Raw genomic sequence first — 17,061 nt, forward strand, 5'->3', positions numbered from 1 at the left:
GCGCAACGGAAAGAGACCGTAGAGCGCCTCTTCGGAACAGCAAAAGAAAACCATGGATTCCGCTATACACAGATGATAGGAAAAGCCTGGATGGAAATGAAAGTCGGGCTTACATTTGCCTGCATGAATCTGAAAAAACTGGCAAAGATGATAGCCAGGAAGGGAAAAAGGGGAGCCCAAAAGCGTTTTGTCTACATTCTGAGGAATTGTGGTGACACAATTCTTTTTTCTTAGTATAATAATCCCATGAAATTCTTATTAACAGCTATTAATGCAAAATTCATACATTCCAATCCTGCTATTTACAGTCTGCGGGCCGGTGTGGGAGAAAAGTTACAGCCCTATGTGGAACTGGCGGAATTCACCATCAATGAATCTCTGGAAAGTATTTTGGAGGGAATCTGGAAGCGTCAGCCAAAGGTAATAGGATTTTCCTGCTATATCTGGAACTGGAAGCTGATCCGGGAAATTCTGACGGAACTGCCGAAAATCCTGCCGGATACGGAGATCTGGCTGGGAGGACCGGAGGTGACTTATGATGGACCGGGGCTTTTAAGAGAGTTTCCTCAGGTTACCGGAATCATGGTGGGAGAAGGAGAAGTCACCTTTCGGGAGGTACTGGGCCAATATGTGCGGGAAGCAGAAAGCACCGGACAGTCCGAACAGCAACCCGAACCCGACAGCATAGAACAGCAGGCAGCAGATCGAACGGGAACGGTTGCAGGAAAGAACGTTGCAGAACGCTTTGGGCAGATCTCCGGCCTGTGTCTTGCCTCCGGTTATACGGCACCTAGAGAACTGACGGATTTGACCACACTTCCTTTTCTCTATGAGGATATGGAGCCTTTTACGAATCGTATCATCTATTATGAGACCAGCAGAGGATGCCCTTACCGATGCAGCTATTGCCTGTCCTCCATAGATAAGAAAGTGAGACTACGTGACATAGATGTCGTAAAAAGAGAACTGCAGTTTTTTCTGGATCAAAACGTAAAACAGGTGAAGTTCATTGACAGGACGTTCAATTGTGACCACAAGCATGCCATGGAGATCTGGCGGTATATTTATGAACATGACAATGGCGTCACCAACTTCCATTTCGAGATTTCCGCCGATATTTTGCGGGAAGAGGAGATTGCCCTGCTGAACCGCTTCCGTCCGGGACTGGCACAGCTGGAGATCGGGGTGCAGTCTACGAATCCGGAGACAATACGAGCTATTCACCGTGTCATGGATGTGAACAAGCTGGAGAAAATTGTGGCGGCCATTCACAGAGGACAGAATATTCATCAGCATCTGGATCTGATCGCGGGTCTTCCTTTTGAAGATTATGAGAGCTTCGGCAGATCCTTTGACAGGGTGTATGCAATGCAGCCGGAGCAGTTACAGTTAGGCTTCCTGAAGGTGTTGAAGGGCTCGGATATGCATGAGCATGCACAGGAGTACGGAATCCGCTATCTGGAACAGCCGCCCTATGAAGTGTTGTATACGAACTGGATCAGCTATGGAGAGATCCGGAGGCTGAAACGGATCGAAGAGATGGTAGAGCTATATTATAACAGCGGCCAGTTTACTCATACCCTGCCTGTATTGGAAAAAGCATTTTCCGGTCCCTTTGCCATGTATGAGACGCTGGCGGATTATTATCAGGAGCAGGGATATTTTACCAACAGTCCGGCCAGAGCTTACAGATATCAGATCTTATTGGAGTTCGCAGCGATGAAAGATCCGGCCAACCGTGAGATTTACAGAGAACTTCTGACTTATGATATGTACCTTCGGGAGAATCTGAAGAGCAGGCCTGCGTTTGCGGCAGAGATCACGGAAGAGGAAAAACAGGATATCCGCCGTTTTTACCAGACGGAAGAGCAGGAGAGACATTATCTTTCTGCCTATGATCAGTATGACTGGAAACAGCTAAGCCGAATGACACACTTAGAATCGTTCCGGTATCCGGAACCCCATTACGTGTTGTTTGATTATCAGGAGAGGAATCCGCTCAATTATGAAGCCAAGGTGCAGGTGATCGGGTATCCGATATTATAAGTACAGGAGAAGACCGGTTCATAAAAATTGAGGTATGCAGTCGGAATATATCGGAGGAATCGTCTGCAAAATGGAGATCAGTATGTATGACACTTATGTCAGTATAGATTTGGAGACCACGGGCCTGAATCCCAAGAGAGATCGGATCATAGAGATCGGTGCGATCCGTGTGGAGCAGGGACAGATTGTGGAAGAATTTTCTACGTTTGTGGATCCGGGGCGGAAATTGGAAGAACGGATCACAGAACTTACGGGAATCCGGGACGAAGACCTTGCGGATGCACCTCAGCTGGATGAGGTTTTTCCAAAATTATTGGAATTTATGGGAGAATTACCGTTGCTGGGACACAGCATTTTGTTTGATTATTCTTTTTTGAAAAAAGCGGCAGTGGACCGGAAGATTACTTTTGAGAGATCGGCGGTGGACACTTTGCAGGTCGCCCGGAAATATCTGCAGGAACTGCCTCATCGTAATCTGTGGTATCTGTGTCAGTATTATGAGATCCCGCATCATGCACACCGGGCTCTGGAGGATGCGAAAGCCACGGACCGGTTGTTCCGAAAGCTGGCAGAATTGTTTTATCAGGAGGAAACCGGTGGACAGGCATCGACAGAATCCGTCGAAAAGAAAGCAAACAATAATCTGTTTGAGCCGCAGCCATTACATTTTCAGGTAAAAAGAGATACGCCCGCGACGAAACCGCAAAAAGAGCGGTTATATCGTCTGGCAGAGCAGCATAAGATAACTTTGGAGGTCGATGTGGAAAAGCTTACCCGCAGTGAGGCGAGCAGGCTTGCGGATAAGATTCTTGCAAAGTACGGACGATAGAATTACGCAAAGCGGAACGCAGTCCTTCCGCACGGTGGATCAGATCGGCAATTTTGTCATATTCCTTCCGGCCGGCATAGATTTTAGCCAGCGCATAGTAAGTATGGCTGACGTCGGTGCCGATGGAGACGGCATACGCGAGAACCGTTTCCGCATCTTCTGTCAGACCGGATTCCAGAAGCAGATCGGCCCATTGCTGCAGAGTACGTACCAGTACGGTGTAATTCTGATCATACTGGGACAGCGGTGTAATGTTCGCAGTGCCGTATTCCAACTTGAGGTCGGTGTTGGTGAAGCCTGTGAGATTTACGATCGGCTGTGTAGACAGAGAAGTAAGGAGACTACGGTATTCTTCGGCTCTTTCGTTGTCTGGAAGGGCATCCACGGGAAGCTTATCCAGGTGGATTTTTACATAGTCTAGATCATCCAGAGGCTTTTTGCGGACGGAGTTGGCTTTCCGCTCTCTGGCCCAGAACTCTTTTTCCCGGTTTTCCGCGATGCGCTGTTGGCGTTTGGTAGCATGTGCCACTACGGCAATCAGTATGATTAAACTTGCCAAAATCTTTAAACTCATATATAATATCCTTTCAGAGTAAAAGTGATTTTTGAAGCATTTATGGAGGTTTTTACCATGTTTAATATGAATAATAAAAAAGTAAAACAGCGAATCTCCGCAGCTATCATCGTGCTGCTTGTGATTGCTATGATCGTACCTACTATAACATCTATTTTCTACTAATTCAACTGCGGATGGAACAGTAGACGTGCCCGAAGGAAGGGCAGAGGAGTATTATGAGTAAATATCGTAAGGGGTTTTACGGCATTCTGTTATTGACTTTGACAATGCTGTTCGGAATGACAGCGCAGGCCAAGACAGATGATACTATTAAGACAGGAATTTATGCCGGGGATGTGGAACTATCCGGAATGACGGCACAGGAAGCAACAGCGGTTATCGAAGAACATATCGAAAGTCTGAAGGATGTGGAGATCACACTGCTTGCGGCAAATGATCATGATGTGACCACCACAGCCGGAGATCTGGGTGTGACCTGGAAAAATCCTGAGCTGGTGCAGGAAGCATTGGAACTGGGGACACATGGAAATGTCATTGAGCGTTACAAGATCCTGATGGATCTGCAGCATGAAAATTACGTATATCCCATTGAACTGGATTTTGACTTACAGGCGATCAACGATCTGCTGACCAGATGCACTAAGTATGATCAGGAAGCCATCAACGTCTCTCTGAAGCGGGACGGCGGTAAATTTACCGTAGTGGAAGGTCAGACAGGATATGTGTTGGATGTGGAGAAATCTATCGATGCGGTATATGACTATCTGACAGAAGAATGGAATCATGAGGCCTGCAGCATTCCTTTGGAGATCGTAGTGGATGAGCCGAAGGGAAGTGCTGAGGAACTGGCACAGGTAACGGATGTATTGGGAAGCTTTACCACATCTTATAAGACATCCGGATCCTCCAGAAGTGCAAATGTGGCGAACGGCTGCAGTCTGATCAACGGAACGACTCTGTATCCGGGAGAAGAATTTTCTACTTATAAGACGGTATCTCCTTTTTCCGTGGCGAACGGCTATTACATGGCGGGTTCTTATGTCAGCGGAAAAGTGGTAGACAGTCTGGGCGGCGGTATCTGCCAGGTATCCACTACCCTGTACAATGCAGTATTACTTGCGGAGCTGGAAGTAACGGAACGTTATAATCATTCCATGATCGTAGGCTATGTGGATCCTTCCGCAGATGCAGCGATCGCGGAGAGCTCCGGCAAAGATTTTAAGTTTGTAAATAATACAGATGCACCGATCTACATAGAAGGCTATACGCATGACAAGCAGATCACGTTTAACATCTATGGCAAGGAGACCAGAGCTGCCGGACATTCGGTACGTTATGAAAGTGAAGTGCTGGAGACGATCACACCCCCTGCGGATCAGATTTATGCGGATGCCGGTCAACCCATCGGTTATATCGTAACAGAGAGTGCGCATATCGGCTATAAGGCAAGACTGTGGAAGATCACGATGGAAAACGGTGTAGAGGTCAGCAGAGAACAGGTCAACAGCAGTACTTATAAGATGGTGCCCCGCAGTGCCACTGTGGGAACCGCTACCTCGGATCCCCAGGCGTATGAAGAGATCATGGCAGCTATCAGTACAGCGAATATTGACCATGTGAAAAATGTGGCAGCAGCGTTAAATGCAAGAGCAGCAGCGGCTGCTGGGCAGACAGAAATCGTAGACGACTAAAGGTGAGACAATGAACAGCGGCAAGGTACCCGTGAACGTCTTGAAACGTTCCGTTCTCAGACAACTGAAGAATAAAAGATCGGAAATAGCAAATAGCGCAGGTCTGGGGGCAGACTGCGCTATTTTTGAGCCTTTTTCGGAGGGGCAGCTGGTGACCTGTGTTCAGGAGGGCGTAGTGGAGCTTTGCTGTGAGAACGATCTGGCGGAAGCGGAAAGAGAAGATCCATCCGTGATGCCTATGCGTCGCTTTTTCCAGAAATGTGCCAACAATCTGGCAACTGCCGGTGCAGAGCCCGTGGCAGCGGAATTGGTGATCTTCCTGCCGGAGAGCGTGGAAGAACCGGAATTGAAAGCACTGATGTCCGAAGCGGAAGGTATTGCCGCAGAGTTAAACATACAGATTATCGGCGGACAGACCAGAGTAAGTTCCGCGGTACGGCAGCCCCTGGCCACGGTGACCGGATATGGCATCCGCAAGACCGGTGCGGTGCAGATGGATGTGCGGAAGAAGCTGGCGGGACAGGATATTATCATTACGAAATGGATCGGCCTGGAAGGCACCGCGGATCTGGCGGCCCGGAACCAGGAAGAACTCCTGACGAGATACCCGGCGTATCTGGTGGAAGAAGCTGCGGCGTTTGATCGGTATTATTCTATTTTGCCGGAGGCCGCTACCGCCGTGAAGTCCGGCGGTTGTACCATGCATGATGCTTCCGAGGGCGGCATTTTCGCCGGCCTGTGGGAGATGGCAGAGGGTGCAGGTGTTGGACTGACAATAGATATGAAGAAGCTTCCTCTCAGACAGGAGACAGTGGAGGTATGTGAATTCTGTAATGTAAATCCGTATGAACTCAGATCCGGCGGCAGCCTGATCATTGCAAGTCCGGAGGGAACCGCAGTGGTGGAAGCACTGGCGGCAGAGGGAATTCCGGCAGTGATCGTAGGAAGATTTACAGACAGTAATGAACGACTGATCCTGAATGAGGACGAAGTTCGTTATATGGATCGTCCTCAGAGAGATGAGATTTATAAAAGCGTGTAAAATTCTGAATCCACCCCTTATGTAAGGGAAAATGCAATATAAAAGTTATAAAGGAGATAGAGGCATGAGAGAAGAATTATTAGCGATCATAGAGAAGAACAGCAGGATCGATCTGAAGGAACTGGCAGTGATCCTGGGTGTGGAAGAGATCGATGTGGTAAATGAGATTGCAGCACTGGAAGCAGAAGGCGTTATCTGCGGTTATCATACCCTGATCAACTGGGAGAAGACAGACATTGAAAAAGTAAGCGCTCTGATCGAGGTACGTGTAACTCCCCAGAGAGGCCAGGGCTTTGACAGTATTGCAGAGCGTATCTACAAATATCCTGAAGTACGCAGTGTGTATCTGATGTCCGGAGCGTATGATCTGATGGTCATTCTGGAGGGTAAGACTCTGCGGGAGGTATCTAATTTTGTATCTGACAAGCTGTCCACACTGGATTCCGTGCTGAGTACAGCAACGCATTTTATCCTGAAGAAATACAAGGATCACGGAACCGCATTTGCTGTAAAAAAAGAAGATGAAAGAGAGATGATCACCCCATGAGAAATCCATTAGCTGATAAAGTAGTGGATATCAAACCATCGGGTATCCGCAAATTTTTTGATATTGTAAGTGAGATGCAGGATGCAATCTCTCTCGGTGTGGGAGAACCGGACTTCGACACTCCCTGGCACATCCGGGATGAGGGCATCTATTCCCTGGAAAAGGGAAGAACCTTTTATACCTCCAATGCCGGTCTGAAGGATCTGCGTCAGGAGATCTGCAACACGATCCAGAGAAAACAGGGTGTAACCTATGACTGGCAGCACGAAGTGCTGGTAACGGTCGGTGGTTCCGAGGCTATCGACATCGGACTGCGTGCCATGTGTAATCCGGGAGACGAAGTGCTGATCCCCCAGCCCAGTTATGTATCCTATGAGCCCTGTGCGGTCCTGGCAGGAGCAACGCCGGTGATCATTGATCTGAAGGCGGAGAATGAATTCCGCCTGACTGCAGAGGAACTGGAAGCAGCGATCACGGACAAGACAAAAGTGTTGATCCTTCCTTTCCCGAACAACCCTACCGGTGCCATCATGGAGAAGTCTGATCTGGAAGCCATTGCGAAAGTTATCGAAGAACATGACATTTTTGTTATGTCTGACGAGATCTATTCTGAGCTTACTTATAAAGAGAAGCATGTGTCCATCGTCAGCCTGCCCGGCATGAAGGAGCGTACCATTTACATTAACGGTTTCTCCAAGGCTTATGCCATGACCGGTTGGAGACTGGGCTATTGCTGCGGACCGGCTGCTATCATCCAGCAGATGACGAAGATCCATCAGTTTGCCATTATGTGTGCACCTACCACCAGCCAGTATGCGGCAGTGGAAGCACTGAAAAACGGAGATCCCGACATCGAGGAAATGCGCACGGCCTATAATCAGAGAAGACGCTTTCTGATGAATGCGTTTCGTGAAATGGGACTGGAATGCTTTGAGCCTTACGGCGCATTCTATGTATTCCCCTGCATCAAGGAATTCGGCATGACCAGTGAAGAATTTGCCACCCGTTTCCTGGAGGAGGAAAAAGTAGCTGCTGTACCCGGGACCGCATTCGGTGACAGTGGCGAGGGGTATCTTAGAATCTCCTATGCGTACTCCCTGGAGAAGCTGAAGATTGCCATCGGCAGACTGGGACATTTCGTAGAAAAATTAAGAGCAGAACAAAATAATAAATAAAGCATTTGTAACTATTCAGAGCCATGCAAAACTGCGTTCTGCGAATGCTTGCATTCAGGCAGATAAGCAGTTTTATATGGCGAAGTAACCACCATGAGCAAATAACATGCAAGCATGTTATTCAGGAAAGCTACGAAGTAGCGGTTTTGCGAATGGGGTTCTGAATAGTTACAAGCATTTTCAGTAACTATTCGGAATCACAGGCAGAGAAGTGGTTCTGGATAGTTACTATGTTGTAAAGGAAAAATTATGCATATTATATTACACCAGCCGGAGATTCCGGCAAACACCGGAAATATCGGAAGAACCTGTGTGGCTACCGGCACCAGCCTGCATCTGATCGAACCGTTAGGCTTCCGTTTAAATGAAAAAGAGATCAAGAGAGCCGGTATGGACTACTGGCAGCATCTGGATGTCACCAGGTATATTAATTTTCAGGAGTTCCGGGAAATGCATCCCGGAGCGAAGATCTGGATGGCAACCACGAAAGCACACCAGACCTACACCGATGTGAAATTCGAACCGGACGACTATATCATGTTTGGCAAGGAGAGCGCCGGAATCCCGGAAGAGATCCTGGTAGAGCATGAAGAGACCTGCATCCGTATCCCTATGCTTCCCGAGATCCGTTCCCTGAATCTGTCCAATTCCGTAGCCATCGTGCTCTACGAGGCACTGAGACAGCAGGGATTCGAGAGCATGCAGAGGGATGGAGAACTGCACAGACTGCACTGGAAAGAATAACACTGATAGTTACAGGTCGGTAATATAATCGTCCAGCTGTGATACATTACATAAGTTGTAACAATAGACCTGACCGATTTTATTATGATCACATAGAAAAATATGTTTGCGGCTTTGTTGCAGCATGACCTGACGAATGTAAGTCTCTTCCCGGGATGCATCGGTGATCTGACCGCTTTCCGATACTCCACGGCTTGAGAAAAACATAATATCAGCATTAAAATTCCGCACAAAATCAGCGGCAAAGTCTCCTACATACGCCGAGGAATTATGAAGAAGCAGTCCTCCCGTACAGTAAATTCTATGGCTCAGGGAATTCAATTCCTGGGCTGTTTTCAGACCATTTGTAATAATGGTCAGATTCTGATAATTTTCAAAATATTTAATCAGATATTGTGCAGTCGAAGAAGCATCGAGAAAAATTGTCTGGCCTTCCACGATATGGTGGGAGGCTTTTTCGCTGATGATTCTTTTGGCATCCGTATTCTGACGCTCTCGTAGATATAAGGGCAGTTCCTGATTGGCACCATCCAAAAGAATGGCTCCACCATGGAGACGTTTTACAAGTCCCTTTCGCTCCAGTTCTGAGAGATCTCTGCGCATGGTTGCTTCGCTCACAAACAGGCGCTTCGCAAGAACATTTACCGGTGCAGTCTTTTTTTCTCTTAAATATTCCATTATTTTTTCGAAACGTTCTACTTCTAACATATGTTTACTCCTGATTGAAAATGATTGAATATGTATGAACTATGCTCTGTTATGCAAGGTGGCCGCCATCGGTTGCATTCACAGAGGAGAAAGATATACTAAGAGTAAAGATACAGAACTTCGGAAAATAAGCTATATAAAGGATCTGTATCTTAGTAATACTATATGGTATACCAACGGAAAATTCAATACATATTTATGAGTGAATTTGTTCATTTTGAAAAACGAAAGGAAAAGGAACAGAGAAATGCAGGATAAAATGGAAGAAAAAATAATGATTGCACCGTCTATCATGTGTATATCGGAATGGCACGATACGAAAAATATTTTCCGACAATTAAAGGAAAATGGAATTGCGATGATACATGCTGATGTAATGGATGGAAAATTTGTTCCGAATCTGATGCTCGGAACAGAGAGTATTAAACATTTAAGAGAGGTAACGGATATTCCCCTGGATATTCATATGATGGTCGAAAAACCCGAAGAAAAACTGGATTGGTTTGATATTCAGCCTGGTGAATATGTGTCTGTTCACGCAGAAAGCACAAGACATTTGCAGAGAACACTGGCAAAGATCGCGGATTATGGGGCACATCCCATGGTTGCGCTGAATCCAGCTACTCCGCTCTGCATGTTGGAGGATGTGCTGGATGATGTATCCGGCGTATTGCTGATGACGGTTAATCCCGGTTTCGCCGGTCAGAAGTTGGTTCCGCAGACGCTGGGGAAAATAACCCGTCTGAGAGAACTGTTGGATAAAACCGGACACGAAGACGTGTTTATAGAAGTGGATGGAAATGTAAGTTTTGAAAATGCACCTAAAATGTACCACGCGGGTGCAAGAGCTTTTGTATGCGGCACTTCCAGTATTTTTGGGAAAAATGGATCTATCGAGGAAAATATAGCAAAATTTAAAAAAAGTATGGAGGAATAAAGATATGATTTGTGAAACATTTGATATTAAGAATGAAAATTCACAGGAATATGCAAGACTGAATACTTACTTAATCAGTCATTCTGATTCTATTAAAACGGAGACACGCCCGTTGATTATTTTGTGTCCGGGAGGAGGCTATTGGTTTACTTCGGAACGGGAGGGAGAAATGCTTGCATTGCAATTTGTGGCAGCAGGATTTCATGCAGCTGTCTTGTGGTATTCTGTGAAACCGGCTACTTTTCCTACCGCACTGCTGGAACTTGCCAAAAGTGTAGAACTGGTTCGGAAACATGCGGAGGAATGGTATGTAGATCCGGATAAGATTGTTGTAGAAGGATGCTCTGCGGGTGGACATCTGGCGGCAAGTTATGGTGTATTCTGGCATGAGGATTTTGTAAGTAACAAACTACAGGTATCAAAGGACATTTTAAAACCCAACGGAATGATTCTTTCTTATCCGGTAATTACTTCCGGTGAATTTGCACATCGTGGTTCTTTTAATAATTTGTTGAGAGATCAATATACAGAAGAAATGTTGGAAAAGACATCTTTGGAAAAACAGGTAAATGAATATGTCCCACGTGCTTTTATTTGGCATACCTATGAGGACACGGTGGTGCCGGTGGAGAATTCGCTGCTATTTGCCACAGAGCTTCGCAGACATCATATACCGGTAGAATTCCATCTTTTTGAAAGGGGATGTCATGGACTTTCTCTGGCAAATGAGTTGACGGATAATCCTCAGGGAGAGCGGATACAAAGAGAGTGTGAATGCTGGATAACAATGGCAATTGCATGGATGCATAACTTATAAAAGCTAAAAGGAGAAGAACCATGAGTGAGACAAAAAATATTAAGAAAATGAAAGCTGTCAGATTACATGCCATCGGAGATCTCAGATGCGATGAAATGGAAGTACCTGTGCCGAAGGGAGAAGAACTTTTAATCAAAGTGGGCGCCTGCGGTGTATGCGGTTCCGATTATCCGAGAACCTATGAGCATGGTACCAGCAGCGGAATTTATCCGTTGACCATAGGTCATGAGTTCGCAGGAGAGGTTGTCGCAGCGGGATCTAAAGAGAATGAAGCACTGATTGGAACCAAAGCTGCAATTTATCCGTTGATCCCCTGTCGGAAATGTGATCCCTGCGTGACGGGAAACTATGCTATGTGTGAGCATTATGATTATCTGGGATCCAGAAGAGACGGTGGATTTGCAGAATATTGTCTGCTCCCGTCCAAATGGCAGCTGATCGTAGCAAAGAATGCATCCATGGAAGAACTGGCTATGACAGAACCGGCTTGCGTTGCACAGCATGCAGTACGAAGAGCAGATGTACAGGCAGGTCAATATGTGGTCATCTTTGGAGCAGGACCAATCGGCATTATGGCTGCCCGCTGGGTGAAGTTATTTGGAGCGACACCTTTATTGGTGGATATTGCACAGGATAAAGTAGAATTTGCCATAGAAAAAGGACTGGATGCCATCAATTCCCGGACAACCAATGTATCGGAAGAAATTCGCAACAGAAATCATGGAAAACTGGCAGATGCAGCCATTGAGGGAACCGGAGCAGGCGTGGTATTGAGCAGTTGTGTGGAATGCATCAGAGCAAAAGGAACCATTTCTCTGTTAGGCAATCCCTCCGGAGATGCTACCCTTCCACTGGCAATTCACAGCCAGATGCTGCGTAAGGAACTGGCCATCCACGGAGTATGGAATTCCAGTCGTGCGCCGTTCCCCGTGAATGAATGGATGTATACCGTACAAATGCTGGATGAAGGAAAATTCCAGGTAAAGGATCTTATTACGGGAAGATATTCCCTGGATGAACTTCCGGGTGTAATTGATGAGATCCATAACGGCAAACATCATGAAGTAAAAACCATGTGTACCTGTATGCCAAAGGAATAAAGCCCAATAGGAGATCATGTATGAGAACAGTTTCAAAGACAGTGATTGGCGTGGATTTTGGAACCCAGTCTGCCAGGGCAGTGCTGGTAAATGCAGAGAACGGCGAAATTATATATTCCTGTCGGAAAGAATATCACTATAACAGTACACCGGTACCAGCAATTGACTGTGCGGAAAATCTTCCCTGTGCAACGGATTATGAAATGACTTTATATGAGTTACTGCGTAACGTAATACCGGAAGAATATCGGAAAACGGTAGCGGGGATCTGTATCGATGCCACTTCTCTGACAATGGTATTGCTGGCAGAGGATGGCCGGGCACTGTCGGAGCTGGATGGATGGTCGGAAGCAGCCCATGCCAGAGTGAAACTGTGGAAGTATCACCGGGCGCAGGAGAAAGCAGACGAGGCACTGAATCTGGCAAGCAATCTGCAGGAACCTTTTTTAGGGAGAACCGGAGGAAGTATTTCCTGTGAATGGATGCTTCCGAAACTGCTGGAGGTGCGGGATGAGGCACCGGAGATTTATTCCAAAATAGATCTTGCAATGGATTTGTGTGAATTTCTCACCTTTCGGCTTACGGGGCAGTTGGTAAGAAGTATTGGATCTCTGAGTTATAAATGTTTATGGGCAGAGGATCTAAGCTTTCCCGAGCGAACTTTTCTGAATGGACTTCGCGCAGGATTTTATGAAGAATACTGTCATTTTCTCCGAGGTGATGTTCGTAAGCCGGGAGAATGCGCAGGAATGCTTCGATCGGAATTAACTAAAAGATGGGGACTGCCGGAGCAGATTCCGGTAGCAACGGGTATGTTGGATGGGCATACTTCCCTGGCTACAATGGGCGCCTTCGAACCGGGAGATGCTGCATTGATTGTAGGAACATCCAATGTGTGTACGGTGCAGGATCGAAAATTGCAGGAGTTAAAGGATGTATGTGGCGTTGCACAGGATGGGATGGTAACCGGAAGCTGTGGCATTGACACCGGTCAGAGCAGTACCGGCAATATGCTGGGGTGGTTTGTGGAGCATATGGCGGGTTGGCAGATACACCGTGAGGCAGAAGAACGGAAGATTTCTCCTCATCAGGTTCTTGCTGAACGAATCCAAAAACCCTGGGAGAATAAAGTAATAGCGGTTGACTGGTGGAGCGGCAGCAGAAATGCCCCTTGTGATCTGACACTGCGTGGAAGCATGTCCGGTCTCGAAATGGATACCAAAACACAGGATATCTATCTGGCGTTATTACAGGCGATTGCCTGCGGAACCGGAACTATTTTGGAAAGTCTCTCCGGACAGGGTGTAGAAATCAGAAGAGTATTGGCAACGGGTGGTATTACAGAGAAAAATCCTCTTCTGATGCAGGAATATGCCAATCTGTTGCGTCGGGATGTCCTGGTGGCGAAGACAGCAGAAGGCCCGGCGCTAGGAGCGGCAATGTTCGCAGCAATGGCAGCCGGAATTTACACAAATATTCAGGAAACTTATGATCATATGGGCATTCATGATTTTACGGTCTATAAGCCGGATGAGATACATCGGGCAGCTTATGAAGAACTATACAGAAAAAATAAACATCTAAGAAATATGCTCAGAGGAGTCTCGGCAGAAGGGCTAAATCTCGAGGTGAATTCATGAAAATTTATCTGGTAAGACATGGGCAGACGGACTGGAATTATCAGAAGAAAATACAGGGACAGCAGGATGTGGATATCAATGAGCAGGGCATCCGGCAGGCAGAAAAACTGGCGGAGATATTGAAAAATGTCCCCTTTGAATATGCAGTTTGTTCTCCTCTGACCCGCGCCCATCATACTGCGGAAATTTTGTTAAAATATCATTCCGTTCCTTTGTCCTATGATGAACGTCTGAAAGAAATCTATTTGGGAAAATGGGAAGGAAAAACGTATAAAGAAGTAATGACGCAGGAGAAGAATCCGGTATGGCAGTATTTTCACTGTCCGGAAAATTATCATCCGGATGGAGATATGGAATCTCTGGAGAAATTGTACCGAAGAGGGGAAGCGTTTGTGAGAGAAGTGCTGTTTCCGTTGGAGGATCATTACGAAACAATTCTGGTGGTGGCTCACGGTGGATTGATTCGGACCATTTTGAATCCGATTGTGGGATATTCTGTTCATGATTTTTGGAAACTGCCGCTGGAGAATTGTTCTACCGAGATCCTGGAATGTAAAGACAGGCAACTGACTTTATCGAAAAAAACAGAAGAAATTGCGTAAAAATCACCATGTGGCATATGTTGACATCTTCTTTACATGTCGGTATACTAATACTAATAAGTTAAAACAAGTTGACAGTGTAAGGAGGTGGAGAAGTGGCATTATATCATAAGATTGCAGAATTTATCATGGAAAAGATCAAGACGGAAGAATGGAAGAAGGGACAGTTGATTCCGTCCGAAAAGGAGTTTTGTGAGCAGTTTCAGGTAAGCAGACCTACGGTGAGGGCAGCAATTGCCTATCTTGCCAATCAGGGATATCTGGTGACGGTCAAGGGTAAGGGTACATTTGTGTCGAAACCAAAGATTGTGGAGGATACCACGGTATTTTTGGAGAGCTTCAGCAAGGAAATGGCAACAAAGGGTATCTCTGTGCAGACGGAAGTATTAGAACAGCGGATGATTGCGGCAGATGAAGAAGTGGCTTCCAAACTGAAGGTACCGTGTGGGGATGAGGTCATCAAGATTGTGAGACTTCGTTATGTGAAAGATTCCTTTCATGAAGGACCGATTGTGTATAATATCTCTTATTTTCCGAAGAAGTTTTCATTTCTGTTGAAATGCAATTTTGAGGAAGAATCCCTGACGGGAGCATTGACACGGAATCATGTGGAACGCCATCATCTGGAAAAGAATATTGATGCGGTTCTCTTAGAGGGGAAAATTGCCAGGATTCTGGGAGTAGAAGAAAAAAGCCTGGGGATCCTGATCAGCGCGGTGTGCCAAGAAGCAGATCGAAAACATGTAATGGAGTACACACTCAGTTATTATCCCTCGAAACGTAATAAGTTCGTATTAAAGATCAACGTGTAATTACCGAACAAAAAGAAATGAAGAATACCATGCCTGAAAAGGTGTGGTATTTTTTTACCTGATTTTTGCTCATTTTTTTCCATATAACTATATTATTACAACATGTAATGACAAATGTAAAAAAATGAACAATATAAACAACATGTATTGACATGTATATAGGAAAAATATATAATAATAGCATACATAAGAGCTCAACTTGTAATCACATGTGAATAAACGAAAAATTGATATTGGAGGATAAGTTATGAAGATGAAGAGAATCATGGCACTAGTGATGACATCAGCAATGGTCATGGGAACCCTTGCCGGATGTGGCGCAAGCACAGACACGACAGATACCACGCAGTCACAGAGTGAAAATAACAGCACGGCTGCAGCGGCAACTACGGAAACCGCTTCCGAAGAAAAAGAGTGGTACGGAACCGAGGATGGCAAGACAGTTACTTTACAGTTCTGGGGAGGTATCCAGCCGGAATACGGATACGATGAAGTCGTTGAGAACTTTAATAAGGAATATGCAGATAAGGGTGTACAGGTGGAATATAACCGTTATGTCAACAATTCAGACGGAAACCTTCAGCTGGAGACCTATCTGATGGCAGGTGAAGACGGTGGCGTTGATGTATTTATCGGTTACGGAAGCAAAAACTCCCTGGCAACCCGAGCAGATGGTGGCCTGTTATATGATTACAGTGATTATCTGGATTCCATCGGATTTGATATTGGTAAGGAGTTAGGTGAGAACACCAAGGCAAATTATGTGTTTGATAACGGCGAAGTCTGGGGTCTTCCTACCAAATTTGATAACAATGCCTATCTGATGGTTAATAAAGACATGTTTGATGAGGCGGGAATTGCTCTTCCTTATGACGGATGGACTTATGCGGAATTCAGAGATGTAGTGAAAAAACTGACTCACGGTGAAGGTCAGGATAAAGTATACGGTATCTGCTGGGGCTTTAATTTTACCAAAGCTGCACAGCTTGACTATATCAATTCTGTTCTGGGAGCAAATGATACTTTTGCGGATGATACGATGAAGACCTTGAACTGGGATAACCAGGTATATGTAGATGGATTCAACCTCATTAAGGATATTTGCGATGAAGGATGCGCACCGACTATGGAAGACGATATCGCGGATGCCCTGACAGTGCAGTCCACTTTCCTGGAAGGAAAATGCGCTATGTTTGGTATTTTCTCCCAGCTGAGACTGGCAATGGATACCGAGACGTATCCTCATGATTTTACCACTGCATTAATTCCTTTCCCTGTTCCCAGTGAGGATTACGCAGAATTCTATACACAGGATCAGGCAAACTACTCTGGCGACTTTATATGTATTTCCGCAAGCACCCCTTATAAGGAGGCTGCATGTGAGTTCACACGATGGTATATCCAGGGCGGTATGACCCCGCTGATCAAAGCAGCCCGTTATCCACTGTGGTTAGGAACCGATATGGATGCGATTCTGGATTATGTTGAGCAGTCAGCAGGAGATTCTGTGGACATTGAGTCCCTAAAACATCTGTTCAGCACCGACCGTTCTTCTTATGTGAAGAGGAGTTATGTAAATGATAAGGGAGGAGAACTTTCTACAATCCTTCATGAGGAGTGGGAAGACTTCATGTATGGTGTGACACCTACTGCCGAAGAAGCATTAAAGAAAGCAACAGAGAGAGGAAATGCTCTTCTGGCAGAATAACCGATAGCAGATGTATGCCGGCTATATTACAGGGATGCTGCTGGTAACACTGCGGCATCCCTGTTTTGATAACCGGTGTAAACAAT

At 45.9% G+C, this 17,061-nt stretch carries 17 protein-coding genes; 15 read left to right on the forward strand and 2 right to left on the reverse strand.

What is annotated here, in order from left to right; translation table 11 throughout:
• The 3 genes from DWZ61_RS20235 to DWZ61_RS12525 all read left to right on the forward strand — a co-directional run.
• On the forward strand, positions 1–234 hold a 234-nt coding region (locus DWZ61_RS20235; protein WP_243026407.1), incomplete at its 5' end, for a transposase.
• A 12-nt stretch (positions 235–246) separates the two neighbouring features.
• Positions 247–2,046, forward strand: coding sequence for a B12-binding domain-containing radical SAM protein (locus DWZ61_RS12520; RefSeq protein ID WP_118538871.1), 1,800 nt, complete (start codon positions 247–249; stop codon positions 2,044–2,046).
• Between the two features lie 70 nt (positions 2,047–2,116).
• A complete protein-coding gene (locus tag DWZ61_RS12525) occupies positions 2,117–2,875 on the forward strand; it encodes a 3'-5' exonuclease (protein WP_243026408.1) in 759 nt (252 codons plus the stop codon).
• On the opposite strand, the gene DWZ61_RS12530 is transcribed toward DWZ61_RS12525, so the two are convergent.
• Positions 2,817–3,449, reverse strand: coding sequence for a hypothetical protein (locus DWZ61_RS12530; RefSeq protein ID WP_117465177.1), 633 nt, complete (start codon positions 3,447–3,449; stop codon positions 2,817–2,819). The genes DWZ61_RS12525 and DWZ61_RS12530 overlap by 59 nt on opposite strands.
• Positions 3,450–3,667: 218 nt before the next feature.
• On the opposite strand from DWZ61_RS12530, the gene DWZ61_RS12535 reads away from it, so the two are divergent.
• From DWZ61_RS12535 to DWZ61_RS12555, 5 genes are all read left to right on the forward strand, one after another.
• Positions 3,668–5,143 carry a VanW family protein gene (locus DWZ61_RS12535; protein ID WP_118538873.1) on the forward strand — a complete coding sequence of 492 codons (1,476 nt, stop codon included), beginning with the start codon at positions 3,668–3,670 and terminating at the stop codon, positions 5,141–5,143.
• Positions 5,144–5,153: 10 nt separating this feature from the next.
• Complete coding sequence (locus tag DWZ61_RS12540; RefSeq protein ID WP_118538875.1) at positions 5,154–6,185, forward strand: AIR synthase-related protein; 1,032 nt, start codon at positions 5,154–5,156, stop codon at positions 6,183–6,185.
• A gap of 64 nt (positions 6,186–6,249) precedes the next feature.
• On the forward strand, positions 6,250–6,732 hold the full coding sequence (locus DWZ61_RS12545) for an Lrp/AsnC family transcriptional regulator (protein WP_118538877.1): 483 nt from the start codon (positions 6,250–6,252) through the stop codon (positions 6,730–6,732).
• Positions 6,729–7,907, forward strand: coding sequence for an aminotransferase class I/II-fold pyridoxal phosphate-dependent enzyme (locus DWZ61_RS12550; RefSeq protein WP_118538879.1), 1,179 nt, complete (start codon positions 6,729–6,731; stop codon positions 7,905–7,907). The genes DWZ61_RS12545 and DWZ61_RS12550 overlap by 4 nt, the downstream gene beginning before the upstream one ends.
• Before the next feature lie 249 nt (positions 7,908–8,156).
• A complete protein-coding gene (locus DWZ61_RS12555) occupies positions 8,157–8,651 on the forward strand; it encodes a tRNA (cytidine(34)-2'-O)-methyltransferase (RefSeq protein ID WP_182427076.1) in 495 nt (164 codons plus the stop codon).
• A gap of 9 nt (positions 8,652–8,660) precedes the next feature.
• Here DWZ61_RS12555 and DWZ61_RS12560 read toward each other — a convergent pair whose 3' ends face one another.
• A complete protein-coding gene (locus DWZ61_RS12560; RefSeq protein WP_118538883.1) occupies positions 8,661–9,359 on the reverse strand; it encodes a DeoR/GlpR family DNA-binding transcription regulator in 699 nt (232 codons plus the stop codon).
• Between the two features lie 247 nt (positions 9,360–9,606).
• On the opposite strand from DWZ61_RS12560, the gene DWZ61_RS12565 reads away from it, so the two are divergent.
• From DWZ61_RS12565 to DWZ61_RS12595, 7 genes are all read left to right on the forward strand, one after another.
• Positions 9,607–10,296 carry a ribulose-phosphate 3-epimerase gene (locus tag DWZ61_RS12565; RefSeq protein ID WP_243026409.1) on the forward strand — a complete coding sequence of 230 codons (690 nt, stop codon included), beginning with the start codon at positions 9,607–9,609 and terminating at the stop codon, positions 10,294–10,296.
• A gap of 4 nt (positions 10,297–10,300) precedes the next feature.
• The gene (locus tag DWZ61_RS12570; protein WP_118538885.1) at positions 10,301–11,113 is read left to right on the forward strand and encodes an alpha/beta hydrolase; all 813 of its coding nucleotides are present in this window, start codon (positions 10,301–10,303) and stop codon (positions 11,111–11,113) included.
• A gap of 20 nt (positions 11,114–11,133) precedes the next feature.
• Positions 11,134–12,213 carry a galactitol-1-phosphate 5-dehydrogenase gene (locus DWZ61_RS12575; protein ID WP_243026410.1) on the forward strand — a complete coding sequence of 360 codons (1,080 nt, stop codon included), beginning with the start codon at positions 11,134–11,136 and terminating at the stop codon, positions 12,211–12,213.
• A gap of 20 nt (positions 12,214–12,233) precedes the next feature.
• Positions 12,234–13,853, forward strand: coding sequence for a ribulokinase (locus tag DWZ61_RS12580; RefSeq protein WP_118538887.1), 1,620 nt, complete (start codon positions 12,234–12,236; stop codon positions 13,851–13,853).
• Positions 13,850–14,455 carry a histidine phosphatase family protein gene (locus tag DWZ61_RS12585; protein WP_118538889.1) on the forward strand — a complete coding sequence of 202 codons (606 nt, stop codon included), beginning with the start codon at positions 13,850–13,852 and terminating at the stop codon, positions 14,453–14,455. The genes DWZ61_RS12580 and DWZ61_RS12585 overlap by 4 nt, the downstream gene beginning before the upstream one ends.
• 95 nt (positions 14,456–14,550) lie before the next feature.
• Positions 14,551–15,267, forward strand: coding sequence for a GntR family transcriptional regulator (locus DWZ61_RS12590; protein WP_118538891.1), 717 nt, complete (start codon positions 14,551–14,553; stop codon positions 15,265–15,267).
• A gap of 247 nt (positions 15,268–15,514) precedes the next feature.
• Positions 15,515–16,975 (forward strand): extracellular solute-binding protein, encoded by a 1,461-nt coding sequence (locus tag DWZ61_RS12595; RefSeq protein WP_118538893.1) that lies wholly within the window; start codon positions 15,515–15,517, stop codon positions 16,973–16,975.
• The last annotated feature ends 86 nt before the right edge of the window (positions 16,976–17,061 follow it).

Source organism: Clostridium sp. AF34-10BH (assembly GCF_003478095.1).
Taxonomy (GTDB): domain Bacteria; phylum Bacillota; class Clostridia; order Lachnospirales; family Lachnospiraceae; genus Acetatifactor; species Acetatifactor acetigignens.

Coding starts and splice junctions, on each gene's coding strand:
- DWZ61_RS12520 (WP_118538871.1), top strand. CDS start 247: ATGAAATTCTTATTAACAGCTATTAATGCAAAATTCATACATTCCAAT.
- DWZ61_RS12525 (WP_243026408.1), top strand. CDS start 2,117: ATGGAGATCAGTATGTATGACACTTATGTCAGTATAGATTTGGAGACC.
- DWZ61_RS12530 (WP_117465177.1), bottom strand. CDS start 3,449: ATGAGTTTAAAGATTTTGGCAAGTTTAATCATACTGATTGCCGTAGTG.
- DWZ61_RS12535 (WP_118538873.1), top strand. CDS start 3,668: ATGAGTAAATATCGTAAGGGGTTTTACGGCATTCTGTTATTGACTTTG.
- DWZ61_RS12540 (WP_118538875.1), top strand. CDS start 5,154: ATGAACAGCGGCAAGGTACCCGTGAACGTCTTGAAACGTTCCGTTCTC.
- DWZ61_RS12545 (WP_118538877.1), top strand. CDS start 6,250: ATGAGAGAAGAATTATTAGCGATCATAGAGAAGAACAGCAGGATCGAT.
- DWZ61_RS12550 (WP_118538879.1), top strand. CDS start 6,729: ATGAGAAATCCATTAGCTGATAAAGTAGTGGATATCAAACCATCGGGT.
- DWZ61_RS12555 (WP_182427076.1), top strand. CDS start 8,157: ATGCATATTATATTACACCAGCCGGAGATTCCGGCAAACACCGGAAAT.
- DWZ61_RS12560 (WP_118538883.1), bottom strand. CDS start 9,359: ATGTTAGAAGTAGAACGTTTCGAAAAAATAATGGAATATTTAAGAGAA.
- DWZ61_RS12565 (WP_243026409.1), top strand. CDS start 9,607: ATGCAGGATAAAATGGAAGAAAAAATAATGATTGCACCGTCTATCATG.
- DWZ61_RS12570 (WP_118538885.1), top strand. CDS start 10,301: ATGATTTGTGAAACATTTGATATTAAGAATGAAAATTCACAGGAATAT.
- DWZ61_RS12575 (WP_243026410.1), top strand. CDS start 11,134: ATGAGTGAGACAAAAAATATTAAGAAAATGAAAGCTGTCAGATTACAT.
- DWZ61_RS12580 (WP_118538887.1), top strand. CDS start 12,234: ATGAGAACAGTTTCAAAGACAGTGATTGGCGTGGATTTTGGAACCCAG.
- DWZ61_RS12585 (WP_118538889.1), top strand. CDS start 13,850: ATGAAAATTTATCTGGTAAGACATGGGCAGACGGACTGGAATTATCAG.
- DWZ61_RS12595 (WP_118538893.1), top strand. CDS start 15,515: ATGAAGATGAAGAGAATCATGGCACTAGTGATGACATCAGCAATGGTC.